The following is a 17,042-nucleotide window of genomic DNA, read 5'->3' on the forward strand; positions in this document are numbered from 1 at the left end:
CGGGGTGCGGGGGCGGCCATGGGTGGGCGGCTGGCGGGTGCCGGGGCCATGGGGCGGCGGGCCGGCGCGGGTGCCGGGCTATTGTCGTAGCCACCGCCGTCGTCGTAACCACCGTCATTACCACCGCCCTGCGGGCCACCCATGCCCTGGCGGCTGCCCAGCATGGTCATTTCGGTGGCGACGATCTCGGTGATGGACTTCTCAATACCGGTGGCATCGTTGTACTTGCGGCTGCGGATGGAGCCTTCTACATAGACCTGCGAGCCCTTGCGCAGGTACTGCTCGACGATGCCCGCCAAACCACCCCGAAACACCACACGGTGCCATTCGGTGGCTTCGCGGCGTTCGCCGGTTTGCTTGTCTTTCCAGGTTTCGGTGGTGGCGATGGTGACGTTGGCCACCCGGTCGCCGCTGGGGAAGGTGCGCACCTCAGGGTCGCGGCCCAGGTTGCCGACGATGATGACTTTGTTGACGGATGCCATGGTGAATTCCTCTTAAGGGGATAGATTATGCTTTTACTTTGGCGGGAGTCTGCATGGGCCATGCAACCACCAGCCACGCCAGCATGGCCAACCCGCACGCCATGAAAAGGCTGTGCGTGCCACCCCATTTCAGCAGCGCACCACCCGCCAGACCACCGACAAAATAGCCCAGCGACTGCAGCGTGTTGTAAACACCCAGTGCGCTGCCGCGCACGTGGGCCGGGGCCATGCGCGAGGCCAAGCTGGGCTGGCTGGCCTCCAACACATTGAAACCGCAAAAAAACAAAAACAGCAGTGTCGCCATCGTGCTGAGCTGTGGCGCATCGACCACCCACAAAAGCCCGCCTTGCACCAGCACAATCAGTCCAATCGCAGCCAAAAACACCCCGCGCAGATAACCGCGCCGCTCCAGTGGAAACAGGCTGCCGCCCATCACCGCGAACGAGCCCAGCACCGCGGGCAGGTATACCCACCAGTGGTGGGCCTTGTCCAGCCCGGCCTGCAGCAGCAGCGCAGGTACGGCCATCCACATCGCCAGTTGCACGGCATGCAGCACAAACACCCCAAAATTCAGCCGCAACAGGCCCGCGTGCGACAGCACCTCGCTCAGCTTGCCGCGGGGCTGGTTCTGGTGCAGCAACGGCTCGGGCGGCACCACCCACAGCACCACCACCACCCCGACCAGCGCCAGACCGCCGGTCAGCGCAAACAGCCCCGCCAGCCCGATATGTGCAGCCAAGGCGGGAGCCAGCACCAGCGACAAGGCAAACACCAAAGCGATGCTGCCACCCACCAGGGCCATGGCCTTGGTGCGCACGGCCTCGCGGGTCTGGTCGGCCAGCAGCGCGGTCACGGCGGCCGAGATGGCCCCTGCGCCCTGCACCGCGCGGCCCAGCAACAGGCCATTCAGGCTATTGGCCATGGCCGCCAAAAAGCTGCCCACTGCGAATAGCAGCAAACCCAGCACGATCACGCGCTTGCGGCCCAAGCGGTCCGATGCCATGCCAAAGGGCAGTTGCAACAGGCCCTGCGTCAGCCCGTAGATGCCCATGGCCAAGCCGACGCGGGCCGGGTCATCGCCGCCGGGGAACTTGGCGGCTTCCAGCGCAAACACCGGCAGCACTAGGAACAGACCCAGCATGCGCAGCGCAAAAATGAGAGCCAGCGACAGGCTGGCGTGCCGCTCGGGCGGTGTCATGGCGACAGACGCAGGCACAGGAGAAGAAGTGGGGGGAATCGAGACAGAAGGTGAGGACACGCGGGGCACCATAGACCGTTGGCAAGCAAACAGGCTGCGATTGTCTATCATCACGGGTTACCCCTAGTTTGGCTCCACCTTGAACTCTGCCCTCCCCGACACCGCTTCCGACGGCATGTACCTGCGCAATGCCTTGCAGTTGCAGCGCATCAGCATCCGTGGCGCGCGCACCCACAACCTGAAGAACATCGACCTGGACATCCCCCGCAACCAATTGGTGGTGATCACCGGTTTAAGCGGTTCGGGCAAGTCCAGTTTGGCGTTTGACACCTTGTACGCCGAAGGCCAGCGCCGCTATGTTGAAAGCCTGAGCACCTACGCCCGGCAGTTTTTGCAGCTGATGGACAAGCCCGACGTGGACCTGATCGAAGGGCTCAGCCCGGCCATCTCCATCGAGCAAAAGGCCACCAGCCACAACCCGCGCTCCACCGTAGGCACGGTGACCGAAATCCACGACTACCTGCGTTTGCTGTTCGCCCGCGCCGGTACGCCCTACTGCCCCGACCACGACCTGCCCCTGCAAGCCCAAACCGTGAGCCAGATGGTGGATGCCGTGCTGGCCCTGCCGGTCGACACCCGCCTGATGGTGGTGGCCCCCATCGCCCGCGAGCGCAAGGGCGAATACGCCGACGTGTTTGCCGACATGCAGGCCCAGGGCTATGTGCGCTTTCGGGTGGATGGCGAAACCTTCGAGTTCGATGCCCTGCCCAAGCTGAAAAAGACCGAAAAGCACAACATCGACGTGGTGATTGACCGCGTGAAGGTGCATGGCGACACGGAGCCGCAGGCCATGGCCGCCCAGCGCCAGCGCCTGGCAGAAAGCTTTGAGGCCTCGCTGCGGCTGGCCGAGGGCAAGGCGATTGTGGTGGAGATGGCTTCGGGCCAGGAGCACCTGTTCAACGCCAAGTTCGCCTGCCCCATCTGCAGTTATTCGATCAGCGAGCTGGAGCCGCGCCTGTTCTCCTTCAACTCGCCCGTGGGGGCCTGCCCGGCCTGCGACGGCCTGGGCATGCAGGAGCTGTTCGACCCGAACCGGGTAGTCGCCTTCCCATCGCTCAGCCTGGCCAGCGGGGCCATCAAGGGCTGGGACCGGCGCAATGCCTACTACTTTGCCTTGCTGGAAAGTCTGGCCAAGCACTACAAATTCGATATCGAGCAGGCTTTTGAAACCCTGCCACCCGAGGTGCAGCAGGCTATTCTGCAGGGCTCGGGCGAAGAAGACATTGCCTTCCATTACCTGATGGACACCGGCCCCACGGCGGGCAAAAAGCAGCGCAAGAAGCATCCCTTCGAAGGCATCATCCCCAATATGCAGCGGCGCTACCGCGAGACCGACTCCAACCTGGTCCGCGAAGACCTGGCCCGCTACCGCACCACCCAGCCCTGCGTGACCTGCGGCGGCTCCCGGCTCAAACGCGAGGCCCGGCACGTGAAGGTGGGCGAAGGCACCCAAGCCCGCGCCATTTTTGAGATCAGCCACACCACGTTGCGCGACTGTTTTACCTACTTCAGCACCCTGAAAATGGGCGGTGCCAAGGGCGAAATTGCCCAAAAGATCGTGCGTGAAATCGGCCTGCGCCTCAAGTTCCTGAACGACGTGGGCCTGAACTATTTAAGCCTGGACCGCAGCGCCGAAACCCTCAGCGGTGGTGAATCCCAGCGCATCCGCCTGGCATCGCAAATTGGCTCCGGCCTGACCGGGGTGATGTACGTGCTGGACGAGCCCAGCATCGGCCTGCACCAGCGCGACAACGACCGCCTGATTGCCACCCTGCAGCACCTGCGCGACATTGGCAACAGCGTGCTGGTGGTGGAGCACGACGAAGACATGATGCGCGCCGCCGACCATGTGATCGACCTGGGCCCCGGCGCGGGCGTGCACGGCGGGCGGGTGATGGCGCAGGGCACGTTTGACGAGGTCAAGGCCAAGCCCGACTCGCTCACCGGCCAGTACCTGGCAGGCACGCTGAAAATCGAAGTACCTGCCGAGCGCCACAAACCGGGTGACGGCTGGCTCAGCATCGTCGGCGCCACCGGCCACAACCTGAAAAGCGTCGATGCCCAGTTCCCCGTCGGCCTGTTTACCTGCGTGACCGGCGTGTCGGGATCCGGCAAGTCCACCCTGGTCAACGACACGCTGTACACCGCCGTGGCGCGCCAGCTCTACCGCGCCCACGACGAGCCGGCCGAGCACAGCGAGATCCTTGGCATCGAGCAGTTCGACAAGGTCATCAACGTAGACCAGAGCCCGATTGGCCGCACTCCGCGCAGCAACCCGGCCACTTACACCGGGCTCTTCACCCCCATCCGCGAGCTGATGGCCGAGGTGCCGATGGCGCGCGAACGTGGCTACGGCCCGGGCCGCTTCAGCTTCAACGTGGCCGGCGGCCGCTGCGAGGCCTGCCAGGGCGACGGCATGGTCAAGGTGGAGATGCACTTTCTGCCCGACGTGTACGTGCCCTGCGACGTCTGCAAAGGCCAGCGCTACAACCGCGAGACGCTGGAGGTGCTGTACAAGGGCAAAAACATCGCCCAGATCCTGGAGCTGACGGTCGAGGCCGCCTACACCTTCCTGCAGGCCGTACCCACCATCGCCCGCAAGCTGCACACCCTGCTCGACGTAGGCCTGAGCTACATCAAGCTGGGCCAGTCGGCCACCACACTGTCGGGCGGCGAAGCCCAGCGCGTCAAGCTGGCTTTGGAGCTGAGCAAGCGCGACACCGGCCGCACGCTCTACATCCTGGACGAACCGACCACCGGCCTGCACTTTGCCGACATCGCCCTGCTGCTCAAGGTGCTGCACCAGCTGCGCAGCGCGGGCAACACCATCGTGGTGATCGAGCACAACCTGGACGTGATCAAAACCGCCGACTGGCTGATCGACATGGGCCCCGAAGGCGGTGCGGGTGGCGGCACCGTGGTGGGCGTGGGCACGCCGGAAGAAATTGCCGCCAACCCGGCCAGCCACACCGGCAAATACCTGGCGCGGCTGCTTCCGGGCACAGCACACCTTGCCCCTTAGCGCCTCGGTGTTCACCCACCGCAAAGTGGTGTTCCTGCTGGCTTCGCTGTGCTGCCTGCTGTGGGGCAGCTCGTTCCCGGCGATCAAAAATGGCTATGCGCTGTTCCATATCGCCGCCAATGACATCCCGACCAAGCTGGTGTTTGCGGGTTACCGCTTTGCGTTCGCCGGGCTGGTGCTGCTGGTGTTTGCGGCGCTCAGCAAGAAGCCGGTGTTCGCCATCACGCTGCGCACACTCGGCCAGATGACCCTGCTGGGCCTGACCCAGACCAGCCTGCAATACGTGTTCTTCTACATCGGCCTGGCCTATGCCACGGGAATCAAAAGCTCCATCATGAACGCCACCGGCACCTTCTTCAGCGTGCTGCTGGCGCACTTCATCTACCAAAACGACCGTCTCAGCTTCAACAAGGTGCTGGGCTGCCTGGTCGGGTTCTTTGGCGTGATGGTGGTGAACTTCCGCCCTGGCGGGCTGAGCTTCGATTTCAGCCTGAAGGGCGAAGGCAGTGTGGTGCTGGCGGCCTTGGTCTTGTCGGTGGCCAGTATTTACGGCAAAAAGCTGTCGCAGCAGGTGGACTCTGTGGTGCTGACTGGCTACCAGCTGGGCATTGGCGGACTAGCGCTGCTGGCCCTTGGCTTTGCCTGCGGCGGCACGCTGGAGGGATTCACCTGGAAGGCCACTGCGCTGCTGTTCTACCTGGGGGCCCTGTCGTCGGTAGCGTTCTCGCTGTGGACGATTTTGCTGAAATACAACCGGGTCAGCATGGTCACGGTGTTCGCCTTTATGGTGCCGGTGTACGGCACCCTGCTGTCCGCGCTATTCCTGGACGAGCAGTTTCTGGAGTGGAAGAACGCCCTGGCCCTGCTGCTGGTGTGCGGCGGCATTTGGCTGGTGACCAAGGAAGAAAACCCGGGCCCCCAAAAAATATAAGAAATAGGCCGCCAGCGCATATTCCATCTGCGCAGGCAGCTATCTATTTACGAGCAAAATAGTTTTTGACAGCCAGTACCTGGCGGACCACATCCATCACGGTACCCGGCTGCCACTGCTGCACGGCACGCCAGCCGCGCCAGATGAAGAAGCCGCGCTTGGCCCAGCGCCACACGCCTTTGGGTTTGACCAACAACAGGCCGCCCGCCAGCACCGACATGGCCAGGGGGCGTTGGCGGACATAGGCAACGGCCTCGTCCACCAGTGCCGACAGTATGTTTCCAGCGCGGGTGATGCGCTGCAGGGGGGCCAGCTCGCGGGCCAGGTTGGCACGCTGGGCCTGGATGCGCTCGGTCAGGCGGGCGCGCTCCTGGTCCAGTTCAGCGCGGGTCTTTGCCATGGTCGCTTGCGGCTTTGAGTTGGCGCATGTCTTCTTGCAGCTCGGCCAGGCTGCCCGCAAAAATACCGTCAAACGACCGGGTAGAACGGCGCAGATTGGCAAAGCAGGTCAGCGCAGCCCCCAGGAACAGCACGATCAGGCCGGACAGCAGCCACACCCGCTGGTCCCACAGCAAGATGATGGCCAAGCCCACCACCAGCAGCATGCCCATACCGGCACAGGCCACCATGGCCAGCACCAGGGTCAGTTCGCGCAGGGCGCGGTGCTTCTCGGTCAGTATCTCGTTACCCAGCAGTTGCAGGCGCGTGTGCGCCATGGCCAACAACGTAGTGGGTATGTTTTTTAAGGCGGCGAAAGCTCCGCCGCCCGATGCGCTACGCATACAGAACCCGTGGGGGTTCGTTTATCGGCTTAGCGGCGACCGATGATCAGGCCGACCAGCAGGCCTACGCACGCCGCCACGCCTACCGCCGTCCAGGGGGATTCGTGCACGTAGTCGTCGGTGGCACGGGCGGCCTTCTTGGTGTGGTGGCGCAGTGCGGCTTCGGCATCCACCAGGCGTTCGCGGGCATCGCTCAGGCGGGCCTTGACGCGGGCACGCAGCTGGCTGATTTTGTCGCCAGACTGGTCGGCGGTGTCGTTCAGCATCTCTTCGGCCTCGGAAATCACGGACTTGATGTCGCTGACCAATTGTTCTTGGGTGTCGATGGCGGCTTGGATGGCTTTGGACATGTGCGTCTTTCGGTTAAGGGTTGAAGGGGGACGGGATAAAGGTTAGCAGATTGGGTTGGCCATTTTCACTGCAGCCCTCACGATGTTGACATTTAGAAACACTTTAGAACCTCGAAAAACCATCGGCTTAAAACGCGGTCCAGTCTTCATCTTTGGCCCCACTCGCCACGACAGACACCGCGAGCAGATTGCGGGAGGCTGCGGGGGCCGATGGCTTTCGGACCAGGGGCGGTGCCGGGGTTTTGCTTCCAACCGACTTGTGGGCGGGCGCAGCCACAGGCCGGGTCGCGGCAGCCGCGGGCCGTACGGCGGCAACCAGGCCTACCGCGCCGGGCTTCAACTTGAACACCGACACCGCGCCCACCAGGTTGTCCGCCTGGGTTTTCATGCTGCTGGCGGCAGCGGCCATTTCTTCCACCAGCGCCGCGTTTTGCTGGGTGGCCTGGTCGATCTGGCCAATCGCCTCGCCAATTTGCGCCACACCGGCACTTTGCTCGTTGCTGGCGGCACTGATCTCGCCCACGATGTCGGTGACCCGGCGGATGGAACTGACCACCTCGCCCATGGTGAGACCGGCCTTATCGACCAAGGCGGTGCCGCGCTCCACGCGCTCCACACTGGTGGAAATCAGGTTTTTGATTTCCTTGGCGGCATCGGCACTGCGCCCGGCCAGGCTACGCACTTCGCTGGCCACCACGGCAAACCCCCGCCCCTGTTCACCCGCGCGGGCGGCTTCTACGGCGGCATTCAACGCCAGGATATTGGTCTGGAAGGCGATGCCATCGATCACGCCAATGATGTCGGAAATACGCCGTGAGCTGTCGTTGATGCCCTTCATGGTATCCACCACCTCGGCCACTACGTCGCCCCCCTGTACCGCCACGCTGCTGGCACTCAGCGCCAACTGGTTGGCCTGGCGGGCGTTGTCGGCGTTTTGGCGCACGGTGGCGCTGACCTCTTCCATGCTGGCCGCCGTTTCTTCCAGCGCGCTGGCCTGCTGCTCGGTACGGCTGCTCAGGTCGTGGTTGCCCTGGGATATCTGGTGGCTGGCGCTGGCCACGCTCTCGGAGCTTTGGCGCACGTGGGACACCAGTTTGGCCAGACTGGCCTGCATCATCTGCATGCGCGCCACCACGCTGGTGAGATCTCCCACCTTGACATTGATCTGACGAGACAAATCACCCTCTGCGATGGCAGTGGCATCCGCAGCCAAGGCGGAAGGCTCGCCCCCCAAGGGGCCGGTAATGCTGCGGGCGATCAGGCTGCCCAGCACCAACGACAGGCACACGGCCAGCAGCGTCACCCCCACGGTGACATTGCGGCTATGCGCTACCAAGGCCTCGCTGTCGTCGTGGGTCGCGTCTCCCAGCGCCACGTTCATATCCAGCAACTCAGACAACAAACCGTCAGCCAACTTGAAACGGGGCTCGACTTCGCCGTCCATGAGCTGCATGGCATCGCTATCCTTGTCCTCATAGCCCGCCTTCATCACTTTGTCGGCGCTGGCCAGATACAGGGGCCACGCAGCATCGAACTTGCCCAGCAGAGCCGTCTCTTTTGGAGTCAGCACCGTCCTGCGGTACTTGTCGAGTTGCGCTTTCAACTTGGCATCGTAGTTTTTCAACTCGCCAGCCATGGTGTCCATCCGGGCTTTTTCAGACTCAATCACAAAGTGGTAGAGCGTGCGGTTGTGGTGGATGGCCTGCATATTGGCGCTACCAATATCCGCAACGGGCACCAAGTTGTTGTCGTACAGGGTATTGAGCATGTCGTTCACCTGGGAGGTCCGACCCAAACCAAACAAGCCCATGGCCAGCACAAGCACGGCACTGAGAATGGCAAATGCCAGCAAGCGGGTACTGACCCGGGTACTTTCAAGCAACGACATGGATGGGTACTCCTTCGATCGCGTGTAGATCGGGCGATTTCGCCAGCAACCCACTGGGGCTGAATGCGTAAATAATTGTAAATTGACCATCCACTCAGTAGCTAGTGTGATTTCGCCCACCATTGGTATGAAAACCCTCTCCGCTAGAAAATAAGGTGACCCGCCACTACACTGTTTGTTACAAGAGGCGCACCATGAAGAAACAACAGCCGGAACGGTTTTGGGAAGTAGACCTGGGCGCACTGCTGCTGCTCTGGTGGAACGACATCTCTACGTTCGTCCAAACGGCCTTGATGTTTTGCGCACTTGCGTTGCCCGTTGTGATTCCAGCGCTGATCATGTGGCTGATGCTGGTGAACAACATCAGCTTTGAAGGGCCGCCGTAGCTCTTTTCATTCAGGCATGGCGCAGTGTGGGTTGCGCAGATTGGGTAGACAGCTTGCGGGGTGCAGGCACGGCTGTGCTGGCCCGCACGGCCGAATGCGTCAGCCCTGGCTCCAGGTGAAACACCGCAACCGCGCCCACCAACTCTTGCGCCTGGATTTTCATGCTGCTGGCGGCGGCAGCCATCTGTTCGACCAAGGCGGCATTTTGCTGGGTGGCGTGGTCCATCTGGACCACGGCCTGCCCGATCTGGGACACACCCGCACTTTGTTCGCTGCTGGCCGCACTGATCTCGGCCACGATGTCGGTGACGCGGCGGATGGAATGGACCACTTCGGTCATCGTGGCGCCCGCCTTATCCACCAGGGCAGTGCCTTTTTCAACCCGCTCTACGCTGGTCGCTATTAGCCCCTTGATCTCTTTGGCGGCATGGGCGCTGCGACCGGCCAAGTTGCGTACTTCGCTGGCCACAACCGCAAAACCCCGTCCCTGCTCACCTGCGCGCGCGGCCTCCACTGCGGCGTTAAGCGCCAGGATATTGGTCTGGAACGCAATACCGTCAATCACGCCAATGATGTCGGAAATCTTCTTCGAACTTTCGTTGATGTCCTTCATGGTGGCCACCACCTCAGCTACTACCTCACCTCACCGCCCTGCACTGCCACGGTGCTGGCACTGTTGGCCAACTGGCTGGCTTGGCGGGCGTTGTCGGCGTTTTGCTGTACGGTAGAACTCAACTGCTCCATCGATGCCGCAGTTTGCTCCAGTGCACTGGCCTGGCTTTCCGTGCGGCTGCTCAGGTCATGGTTGCCTTGTGAGATTTCGGCACTGGCGGTGGCAACACTCTCTGAGCCCTCGCGCACCGTGGTCACCACCGCAACCAAGCTGCCCTGCATCCGCTTGAGTTGCGCCATCAGACTGGTGCTGTCGCCCGTCGCCAGCGCAATCGGCATGCTCAGATCCCCCTGCGCCACCGACCGCGCCACCTCTGCGGCGACCCGGGGCTCCCCGCCCAAGGCACCGACCAGGCTGCGGGTGATCAGCCAGCCCATGCCCAGCGCTGCGGCAATGGCCAGCGCACTGGCCAACATCAGAAGCCGCCGCGCCTGGATGTAGCCGCCGCCTTCATCCAACCCACCTTTGCTGGCCGTACCGCTGACCTTCACCAGCTGCGCCAACAGGGGTCGGCACTTGGCATTGATCTCGGCAATGGCCTCTTCATTTTTACCCTCTACCGCCAACCGGGTGATATCGAGCGCTATGGGCCCGTACAAGGTCTCGATGCGGGTCATCTCGGCCACCATGCGAACGTCGGCAGGATCGGCATGGGGGTTGGATTTGATCGCCTCGTTGAGCCTGGCCATCGAGTCCTGGGTGGCCTGGTGGGATTTCACAATCTCCAGGCGTTCCAGCTCACGGTCTGCCGGCTCGGTGGCCAGCACCAGATTGCGCGCGGCAATGGCCCGGGCGCTGATGGCGGCACGGACCTCGTCCACGAGTTTGTTTTGCTTGACGACAACCTCGTTGTAGTTCGTAAATTTATCGTGGGCGTCGTCCAGTGCGTGGATCGCCACCAAGGCCACCACCAGTACCAAGGCTACCAATGCACCAAAGGCGAAAGTGAGTTGACCTTTGACGGTCCTATTTTTCAGGTTCATTGCCTACCTTTCAAATTTAAAAACTACTTCGTCAACCGCGAATGGCTGGATCAGTTTGTTTCGAAAAGTAAGCAAGTAAAGAAGATTTCCCCCTAAATATCCTTAATTTAGACGATAAATCTGCGTGTAAAAAGCACGGTAGTGCACCGATTTTTTGTGTAAAAACAAGCTCTGGCGCATATTCAATCTGCGCACACAGCTATGCAACTTATAGCAAACGTGCGGCCTGCAGGGTATCGCGTGTTTCCAATGCCACGCGGCGTGCCGCGTCGGCAAAGTCGTCGCCGCTGGACGCATACAAAATCGCACGCGACGAGTTGACAATCAGTGGGCCATTGGCCGTCCAACCGGCTTGCACCGTGGCGCGGGCATCGCCGCCCTGCGCGCCCACGCCGGGCACCAGCAGCGGCACCGTGGGGGCCAGGGCGCGGACCCGGGCGATCTCCTCCGGGTAGGTGGCACCCACCACCAGGCCGAGCTGGCCGTTCAGGTTCCACGGGCCCTGGGCCAGTTGGGCAACGTGCTCATACAGCCGGGGTTGGCCGGGTACATCGGCCAGGCGCTGGGGTTGCAGATCGTCGCCGCCAGGGTTGGAGGTGCGGCATAGCAAAAATGCCCCTTTGCCGGGGTACTTGAGGTAGGGCTGCACCGAGTCAAAACCCATGAAGGGCGACAGGGTGACGGCATCGGCCTGGTAGCGCTCGAAGGCCTCGATGGCGTATTGCTCGGCGGTAGAGCCGATATCGCCGCGCTTGGCATCCAGAATGATGGGCACGTGCGGCGCGACGCGGCGGATGTGGGCGACCACGCGTTCCAGTTGGTCCTCGGCCCGGTGGGCGGCGAAGTAGGCAATCTGCGGCTTGAAAGCGATGGCCAAGTCCGCCGTGGCTTCGACGATGCTGGCGCAAAAGTCGGCAATTTTGCTGGCATCGCCGCGCCATGCGCCAGGGAAACGGGCCGGATCGGGGTCGAGCCCAACGCAGAGCATGGAGGCGTTGCGCTGCCCGGCGGTGTGGAGCATGTCTAAAAAGGTCATGGACCCGATTTTACGGGGCCGGTCTGCGCAGACCCGGCTAGGGCTTGAGTTCGCCCAGCAGCGTGGGAATCAGCTCCGCCACCGTGGGATGGATGTGCATGGCCTGCTGCAGCACCGGGTACGGCGCGTGGGCGGCCATGGTGTCGAGGATGCTGTGGATGGCTTCGTCACCGCCCACGCCCAGGATGGTGGCACCCAGGATTTTTTGCGACGCGGCATCGACCACGATCTGCATGAAGCCATCGGTCTCGCCCTTCTCCACCGCCCGGCCCACGCGGGACATGGGCCGCATGCCGACCCGCACGTCGTACCCGGCCTGGCGCGCCTGGGCCTCGCCCAGGCCCACCCGGGCCAGCGGCGGGTCGATGTACAAGGCGTAGGTGTCGATACGGTCGCTAACCTGGCGGTTGGCGCCGTCGAGCAGATTGGCCGCCACAATCTCGAAATCGTTGTAGGCCGTGTGGGTGAACGCGCCGCGGCCATTGCAATCGCCCAGCGCCCAAATACCGGGCACATTGGTGCGCAATTGTTCGTCCACCGTGATGTAGCCGCGCGCATCCATGGCCACGCCCGCTGCGTCGAGCTGCAGGTCGTCGGTATTCGGGCGGCGGCCCACGGCCACCAGCACGTGCGAACCCAGCACCTCGTGGCCCACCGTCGCCCCCACGGCGATGTCGCTGCCGCGCTGCGCGAAGCGGATGCTGTCGGCGTTCAGGTGGAAGGCAATGCCTTCACGCGCCAGAATTGCCTGCACGGCAGTGGACACCTCGGGGTCTTCGCGAGAAATCAGGCGCGGGCCGCGTTCAATCACCGTCACCTCACTGCCGAAGCGACGGTACATCTGGGCGAATTCCAGCCCGATGTAGCTGCCACCCACGATGACCAGGTGGCGTGGCAATACGTCCAAAGCCATCATCGAGACATTGGTTAGATAGGGCACATCCTGAATGCCCGGCAGGTCGGGAATCGCGGCGCGCCCACCGACGTTCAAAAAGATGCGCTCGGCCTCTAGCAGCGTATCGCCCACCAACACACTTCGGGCCGATACAAAGCGCGCATGGGCTTCGAACACGCTGCAACCGGACATGCCCTTGAGCCAGGATTCCACGCCATGGCGGGCATCCAGCGTGACCTTGTCTTTGCGCGCCTTGACCACCTGCATGTCCATGCCCACCGGCCCGTGGATCTGCACACCAAAATCGGCGGCGCGGCGCACCCCGTAGGCGGCACGGGCGCTGGCGATCAAGGTCTTGGTGGGCATGCAGCCGGTGTTGACGCAGGTGCCCCCAAACAGCTTGCGCTCTACCAGGGCCACGCGCATGCCCGCGCCGGTCAAACGCCCCGCCAGCGCCGGTCCGGCCTGGCCCGCACCGACGATGAGGGCATCAAAAGCGGTACTCACAGGCGCACCCAACCGGGGGCCATTGCCCCCGCCACCACACCGATTCGCAAGGCCAAAACAGAGACAAACATAGGGCGATTCCTGGTTGCCGGGGCAGTGTATCGTTGCGTCCGGCCTCGCGCTACCCCGCCCGCCCAGGGCCGGTTGAAGTCTAGCCCAGCGACCGCATATGACTCTTTTGAAAGAAGCCTGCCATGTCCGCCAGCCACCCCGTTTTGCAAGTCCAGCCCCTGGGTTTCCCGTGGGCCACCATCGACCCATTTTTGTTCTGCGTTTACCACGACGATGCCTACCCGCAGGCCAACGCGCAAATGGGCCCGGCCACCTCGCTGGCGGGCCGCTCCATCGGCCAGGACTTCAGCCGCAAGGACGGCTGGAGCATGTACCACGGTGATGTGGTGCCGGGCTTTCCGCCGCACCCGCACCGGGGGTTTGAGACCGTCACCATCGTCCGCAAAGGGCTGGTAGACCACGCCGACTCGCTGGGTGCCAGCGCCCGCTACGGCGCAGGCGACGTGCAGTGGCTGACCACCGGGCGCGGCATCGTGCACGCCGAGATGTTTCCCCTGCTTGACCCCACCCAGCCCAACCCGCTGGAGCTGTTCCAGATCTGGCTGAACCTGCCTGCGCGCAACAAGATGGTGGAGCCGCACTTCACCATGTTTTGGCAGCACGAGGTGCCACGCACCACTTTTACCGACGCGGCAGGTTTGGCCACCGAGGTGCTCGTCACCGCAGGTCGGTTAGCCGATGCCTCGCCCCCCGCCCCGCCACCCGACTCCTGGGCCGCCCAGCCCGAAGCCGATGTCGCCATCTGGATCATCACCATGGCCCCCGGGGCCCGCTGGACCCTGCCTGCGGCCCTGGGTGCCGACACGCAGCGGCAGCTGTATTTCTTCAAAGGCCAGTCGGTGCAGGTCGCCGGGCAGCCGGTGTCCAGCCACGCGGCCATCAGCCTGGATGCTAGCGCGGCAGTCGAACTGGTCAATGGCCCGGTGGCCAGTGAATTTCTGCTGCTGCAAGGCCGCCCGCTGGGCGAACAGGTAGCCCAGTACGGTCCGTTTGTGATGAACACCCGCGCCGAGATCGAGCAGGCCATGGCCGACTACCGCCGCACCCAGTTCGGCGGCTGGCCCTGGGGCGATGCCGCACCGGTGCACGGCAAAGACCCAGCGCGGTTTACGCAGATGCTAGATGGCGAAAAGGTACTGGCAGCGCCCCTGGTGTGAGTTCCGGCGGGGTGCGTCACCCATAATCAAAGAGGATCCACTTTGATTGCACCCACGCCATGGCCACACTCATTCCCGCGCTCAGTGCCTGCGTGGCCCGCATGACTTCGGGGGAGCGGCGGCTGGCCGAGCGGCTAGAGGCCAAGCTGGATGCCGACTACCTGCTGTGGTTTGATGTGCCCGTAGGGCCGCGGCAAAGCCACCCGGACTTCGTGGTGCTGCACCCCCGGCGAGGGCTGCTGGTACTGGAGGTGAAGGACTGGCGGCTGGCCACCATCGCTCGGGCCGACAAGTCCACCTGGGACATCCTGCCCGGCGGCGAACCCAAAACCGTAGACAACCCCGCCGAGCAGGCCCGCCACTACGCGCTGCAGGTGGTGGACGCCCTCAAGCGCGACCCACAACTGGTCCACGCCGATGGCCGCCACCAGGGCAAGCTGCGCTTTCCGTGGAGCCATGGCGTGGTGCTTAGCCACATCACGCGCAAGCAATTCACCGATGCCGGGCTGGACCAGGCCATCGCCCCGCACCGGGTGGTGTGCTCCGACGAGATGACCGAAGGCGTGGACCCGGAAGAATTCCAAAGCCGCCTGTGGGACATGTTTCCGTACGACATGCTGGGCGGCGTGCTGTCGCTGCCGCAGATCGACCGGGTGCGCTGGATTCTGTTCCCCGAGGTGCGCGTGCCGACCCAGGCCGGGCTGTTCGATACCGAAAATACGGCCGACGACGATGCCGACCTGCCCGGCATCATGCGGGTGATGGACATCCAGCAAGAGCAGTTGGCCCGCAGCCTGGGCGACGGCCACCGGGTGATCCACGGCGTGGCGGGCTCGGGCAAAACCATGATTCTGGGCTACCGCGCAGAGTACCTGGCGCGCGCGGCTACTGAAGGCAAACCGGTGCTGGTGTTGTGCTACAACGAGCCGCTGGCAGGCAAGCTGGCCGCCGCCATGGAGGCCAAGGGCATTGCCGACCGGGTACACGCCCGCCACTTCCACAAATGGTGCCGCGACCAGTTGCTGGCCTATGGCCAAAGCCTGCCGCAAGATGGCACCGGCTTCTCGGACGAGCTGGTGGACAAGCTGATCCGCGCGGTAGACCGCAAGCAGATTCCCGCCGGCCAGTACCGCGCCATCCTGATCGACGAGGGCCACGACTTCAAGCCAGCGTGGTTCAAGCTGGTCACCCAGATGGTGGACCCGCTGACCAACAGCCTGCTGGTGCTGTACGACGATGCGCAAAACATCTACGAACGTGCAACTTCACGCGATGACCGCAAGCAATTCAGCTTCAAAAGCGTGGGCATCCAGGCGCAGGGTCGCACCACGGTGCTGAAGATCAACTACCGCAACACCCAGCAGATTCTGCAGACCGCCAGCCTGATCGCCGCCGAGCTGCTGTCAGCCCAGGACATGGACGACGACGGCATCCCGCTGGTGCGCCCGGTCAGCTGTGGCCGCGAAGGCCCCGCGCCGCAGATCATCCGCCTGCCCAGCCTGCGCGACGAGGCCTCGGCCATTGCCGACCAGCTCAGCGCCGCCCACCAAGAGGGCCACGCCTGGGGCGACATGGCGGTGTTTTGCCGCCACCACTGGATGCTGGACGAACTGGCCCGCCCGCTCAAAATGCGCCAGCTGCCCTACCAGGTGCGCCGCGGCACCGGGACGGGCAACTTCAACCCGCGGGCCGACAGCATCAAGCTGATGACCATGCACGCCAGCAAGGGGCTGGAATTTGCCGTGGTGGCCCTGCCCGGCATCGGCCAGATGCCCATGCGCAGCGCCGACGAACGCTCCGAGGCCCGGCTGTTTTACGTGGCCGCCACCCGGGCCACGCACCGCCTGGTGGTCACCGTGAGCGGCCAAGGCGGTTTTGGCCAGCGGCTGGCGCCCGCAGATTTGCAATCGTTTTAATAGCTGCTTGCGCAGGTAGGACGTGCGCCAGAGGCTGATTTGGCTTAAATTTCAAGTGGGTCACGCCGGTGCGCGAAAATACGCCCTACACACCCTCCAACGTACCGACCGACTCCCTTATGAAAATCGAAAAAAACACCGCTGTCACCCTGCGCTACAAGGTGGCGGATGCCAAAGGCCTGGTGATCGAAGCGCCCAAAGACCCGATGGTCTACCTGCACGGCGGCTACAACAACACCCTGCCCAAGATCGAAGCAGCGCTGGAAGGCCGCATGGCGGGCTACTCGGTCACACTGGACCTGCAGCCCGAAGACGCGTTCGGCCTGCGCGACGAAAGCCTGGCGCGCAGCATCCCCAAGAGCGAATTTCCGCCCGGTGTGAAGGTCGGCGGCCAGCTCAAGGGCATCAACGATGTTGGTGCTGAGCAGATCTACAACGTCGTCAAGATCAAGGGCGACCAGGTGCTGCTGGACGGCAACCACGCCCTGGCGGGCAAGGCGCTGAAGTTCACCGTCACCGTCACCGCCGTGCGCGCAGCATCGGACGAAGAAGTGACTCACCAACATGTCCACGGCGAACACGGCCACCACCACTAATTTCGCGTCCTCTTTAACGCCTCTTAGGAACCCTATGACCACCCCTTCAGTTGCTATAGCCCCCCGCGACAAGGCCGACATCCTGGCCCAGGCCCTGCCCTACATACG

At 63.4% G+C, this 17,042-nt stretch carries 16 protein-coding genes; 6 read left to right on the forward strand and 10 right to left on the reverse strand.

The features are described from left to right. A partial coding sequence (ssb, locus tag ABI213_RS23635; RefSeq protein WP_348028937.1) for a single-stranded DNA-binding protein occupies positions 1-482 on the reverse strand: 482 nt, incomplete at its 3' end. A gap of 25 nt (positions 483-507) precedes the next feature. After that, positions 508-1,680, reverse strand: a complete 1,173-nt coding sequence (locus ABI213_RS23640; RefSeq protein ID WP_348008631.1) for an MFS transporter — start codon at positions 1,678-1,680, stop codon at positions 508-510. Positions 1,681-1,855: 175 nt separating this feature from the next. Here ABI213_RS23640 and uvrA point away from each other — a divergent pair, with 175 nt between their 5' ends. Both uvrA and ABI213_RS23650 read left to right on the forward strand, forming a co-directional pair. Continuing rightward, the gene (gene uvrA, locus ABI213_RS23645; protein WP_348008630.1) at positions 1,856-4,762 is read left to right on the forward strand and encodes an excinuclease ABC subunit UvrA; all 2,907 of its coding nucleotides are present in this window, start codon (positions 1,856-1,858) and stop codon (positions 4,760-4,762) included. Then, on the forward strand, positions 4,752-5,693 hold the full coding sequence (locus ABI213_RS23650; RefSeq protein ID WP_348008626.1) for a DMT family transporter: 942 nt from the start codon (positions 4,752-4,754) through the stop codon (positions 5,691-5,693). The genes uvrA and ABI213_RS23650 overlap by 11 nt, the downstream gene beginning before the upstream one ends. A gap of 43 nt (positions 5,694-5,736) precedes the next feature. Here the strand turns inward: ABI213_RS23650 and ABI213_RS23655 are convergent, their stop codons facing one another. The 4 genes from ABI213_RS23655 to ABI213_RS23670 form a co-directional block, all read right to left on the reverse strand. Then, positions 5,737-6,093 (reverse strand): YqjK family protein, encoded by a 357-nt coding sequence (locus tag ABI213_RS23655; protein ID WP_348008625.1) that lies wholly within the window; start codon positions 6,091-6,093, stop codon positions 5,737-5,739. Next, positions 6,074-6,475 (reverse strand): phage holin family protein, encoded by a 402-nt coding sequence (locus ABI213_RS23660; RefSeq protein ID WP_348008624.1) that lies wholly within the window; start codon positions 6,473-6,475, stop codon positions 6,074-6,076. The genes ABI213_RS23655 and ABI213_RS23660 overlap by 20 nt, the downstream gene beginning before the upstream one ends. A gap of 29 nt (positions 6,476-6,504) precedes the next feature. Then, positions 6,505-6,825: a DUF883 family protein gene (locus tag ABI213_RS23665; RefSeq protein ID WP_295957394.1), complete on the reverse strand. Its 321-nt coding sequence runs from the start codon at positions 6,823-6,825 to the stop codon at positions 6,505-6,507. 127 nt (positions 6,826-6,952) lie between these two features. Next, positions 6,953-8,713: a methyl-accepting chemotaxis protein gene (locus ABI213_RS23670; RefSeq protein ID WP_348028939.1), complete on the reverse strand. Its 1,761-nt coding sequence runs from the start codon at positions 8,711-8,713 to the stop codon at positions 6,953-6,955. Between the two features lie 194 nt (positions 8,714-8,907). Between ABI213_RS23670 and ABI213_RS23675 the strand changes: the two genes are divergently transcribed. Continuing rightward, positions 8,908-9,099: a hypothetical protein gene (locus tag ABI213_RS23675; RefSeq protein ID WP_348008622.1), complete on the forward strand. Its 192-nt coding sequence runs from the start codon at positions 8,908-8,910 to the stop codon at positions 9,097-9,099. A gap of 10 nt (positions 9,100-9,109) precedes the next feature. Here the strand turns inward: ABI213_RS23675 and ABI213_RS23680 are convergent, their stop codons facing one another. From ABI213_RS23680 to ABI213_RS23695, 4 genes are all read right to left on the reverse strand, one after another. Next, positions 9,110-9,712: a methyl-accepting chemotaxis protein gene (locus tag ABI213_RS23680; RefSeq protein WP_348028941.1), complete on the reverse strand. Its 603-nt coding sequence runs from the start codon at positions 9,710-9,712 to the stop codon at positions 9,110-9,112. 20 nt (positions 9,713-9,732) lie between these two features. After that, positions 9,733-10,755 carry an MCP four helix bundle domain-containing protein gene (locus ABI213_RS23685; RefSeq protein WP_348028943.1) on the reverse strand — a complete coding sequence of 341 codons (1,023 nt, stop codon included), beginning with the start codon at positions 10,753-10,755 and terminating at the stop codon, positions 9,733-9,735. Between the two features lie 208 nt (positions 10,756-10,963). Then, positions 10,964-11,791, reverse strand: coding sequence for an orotidine-5'-phosphate decarboxylase (gene pyrF, locus ABI213_RS23690; RefSeq protein ID WP_348008620.1), 828 nt, complete (start codon positions 11,789-11,791; stop codon positions 10,964-10,966). Between the two features lie 37 nt (positions 11,792-11,828). Beyond that, on the reverse strand, positions 11,829-13,193 hold the full coding sequence (locus ABI213_RS23695) for an FAD-containing oxidoreductase (RefSeq protein ID WP_348028945.1): 1,365 nt from the start codon (positions 13,191-13,193) through the stop codon (positions 11,829-11,831). Positions 13,194-13,387: 194 nt separating this feature from the next. Here ABI213_RS23695 and ABI213_RS23700 point away from each other — a divergent pair, with 194 nt between their 5' ends. The 3 genes from ABI213_RS23700 to ABI213_RS23710 all read left to right on the forward strand — a co-directional run bounded on the left by ABI213_RS23700 (position 13,388) and on the right by ABI213_RS23710 (position 16,934). Next, positions 13,388-14,422 (forward strand): pirin family protein, encoded by a 1,035-nt coding sequence (locus ABI213_RS23700; RefSeq protein ID WP_348028947.1) that lies wholly within the window; start codon positions 13,388-13,390, stop codon positions 14,420-14,422. A 59-nt stretch (positions 14,423-14,481) separates the two neighbouring features. After that, positions 14,482-16,338 carry a 3'-5' exonuclease gene (locus tag ABI213_RS23705; protein WP_348028949.1) on the forward strand — a complete coding sequence of 619 codons (1,857 nt, stop codon included), beginning with the start codon at positions 14,482-14,484 and terminating at the stop codon, positions 16,336-16,338. A 119-nt stretch (positions 16,339-16,457) separates the two neighbouring features. Further along, complete coding sequence (locus ABI213_RS23710) at positions 16,458-16,934, forward strand: peptidylprolyl isomerase (RefSeq protein ID WP_348008617.1); 477 nt, start codon at positions 16,458-16,460, stop codon at positions 16,932-16,934. Positions 16,935-17,042: the final 108 nt, after the last annotated feature.

Origin of the sequence: Rhodoferax sp., from assembly GCF_039922535.1 — a bacterium.
Taxonomy (GTDB): Bacteria; Pseudomonadota; Gammaproteobacteria; order Burkholderiales; family Burkholderiaceae_C; genus Rhodoferax_B.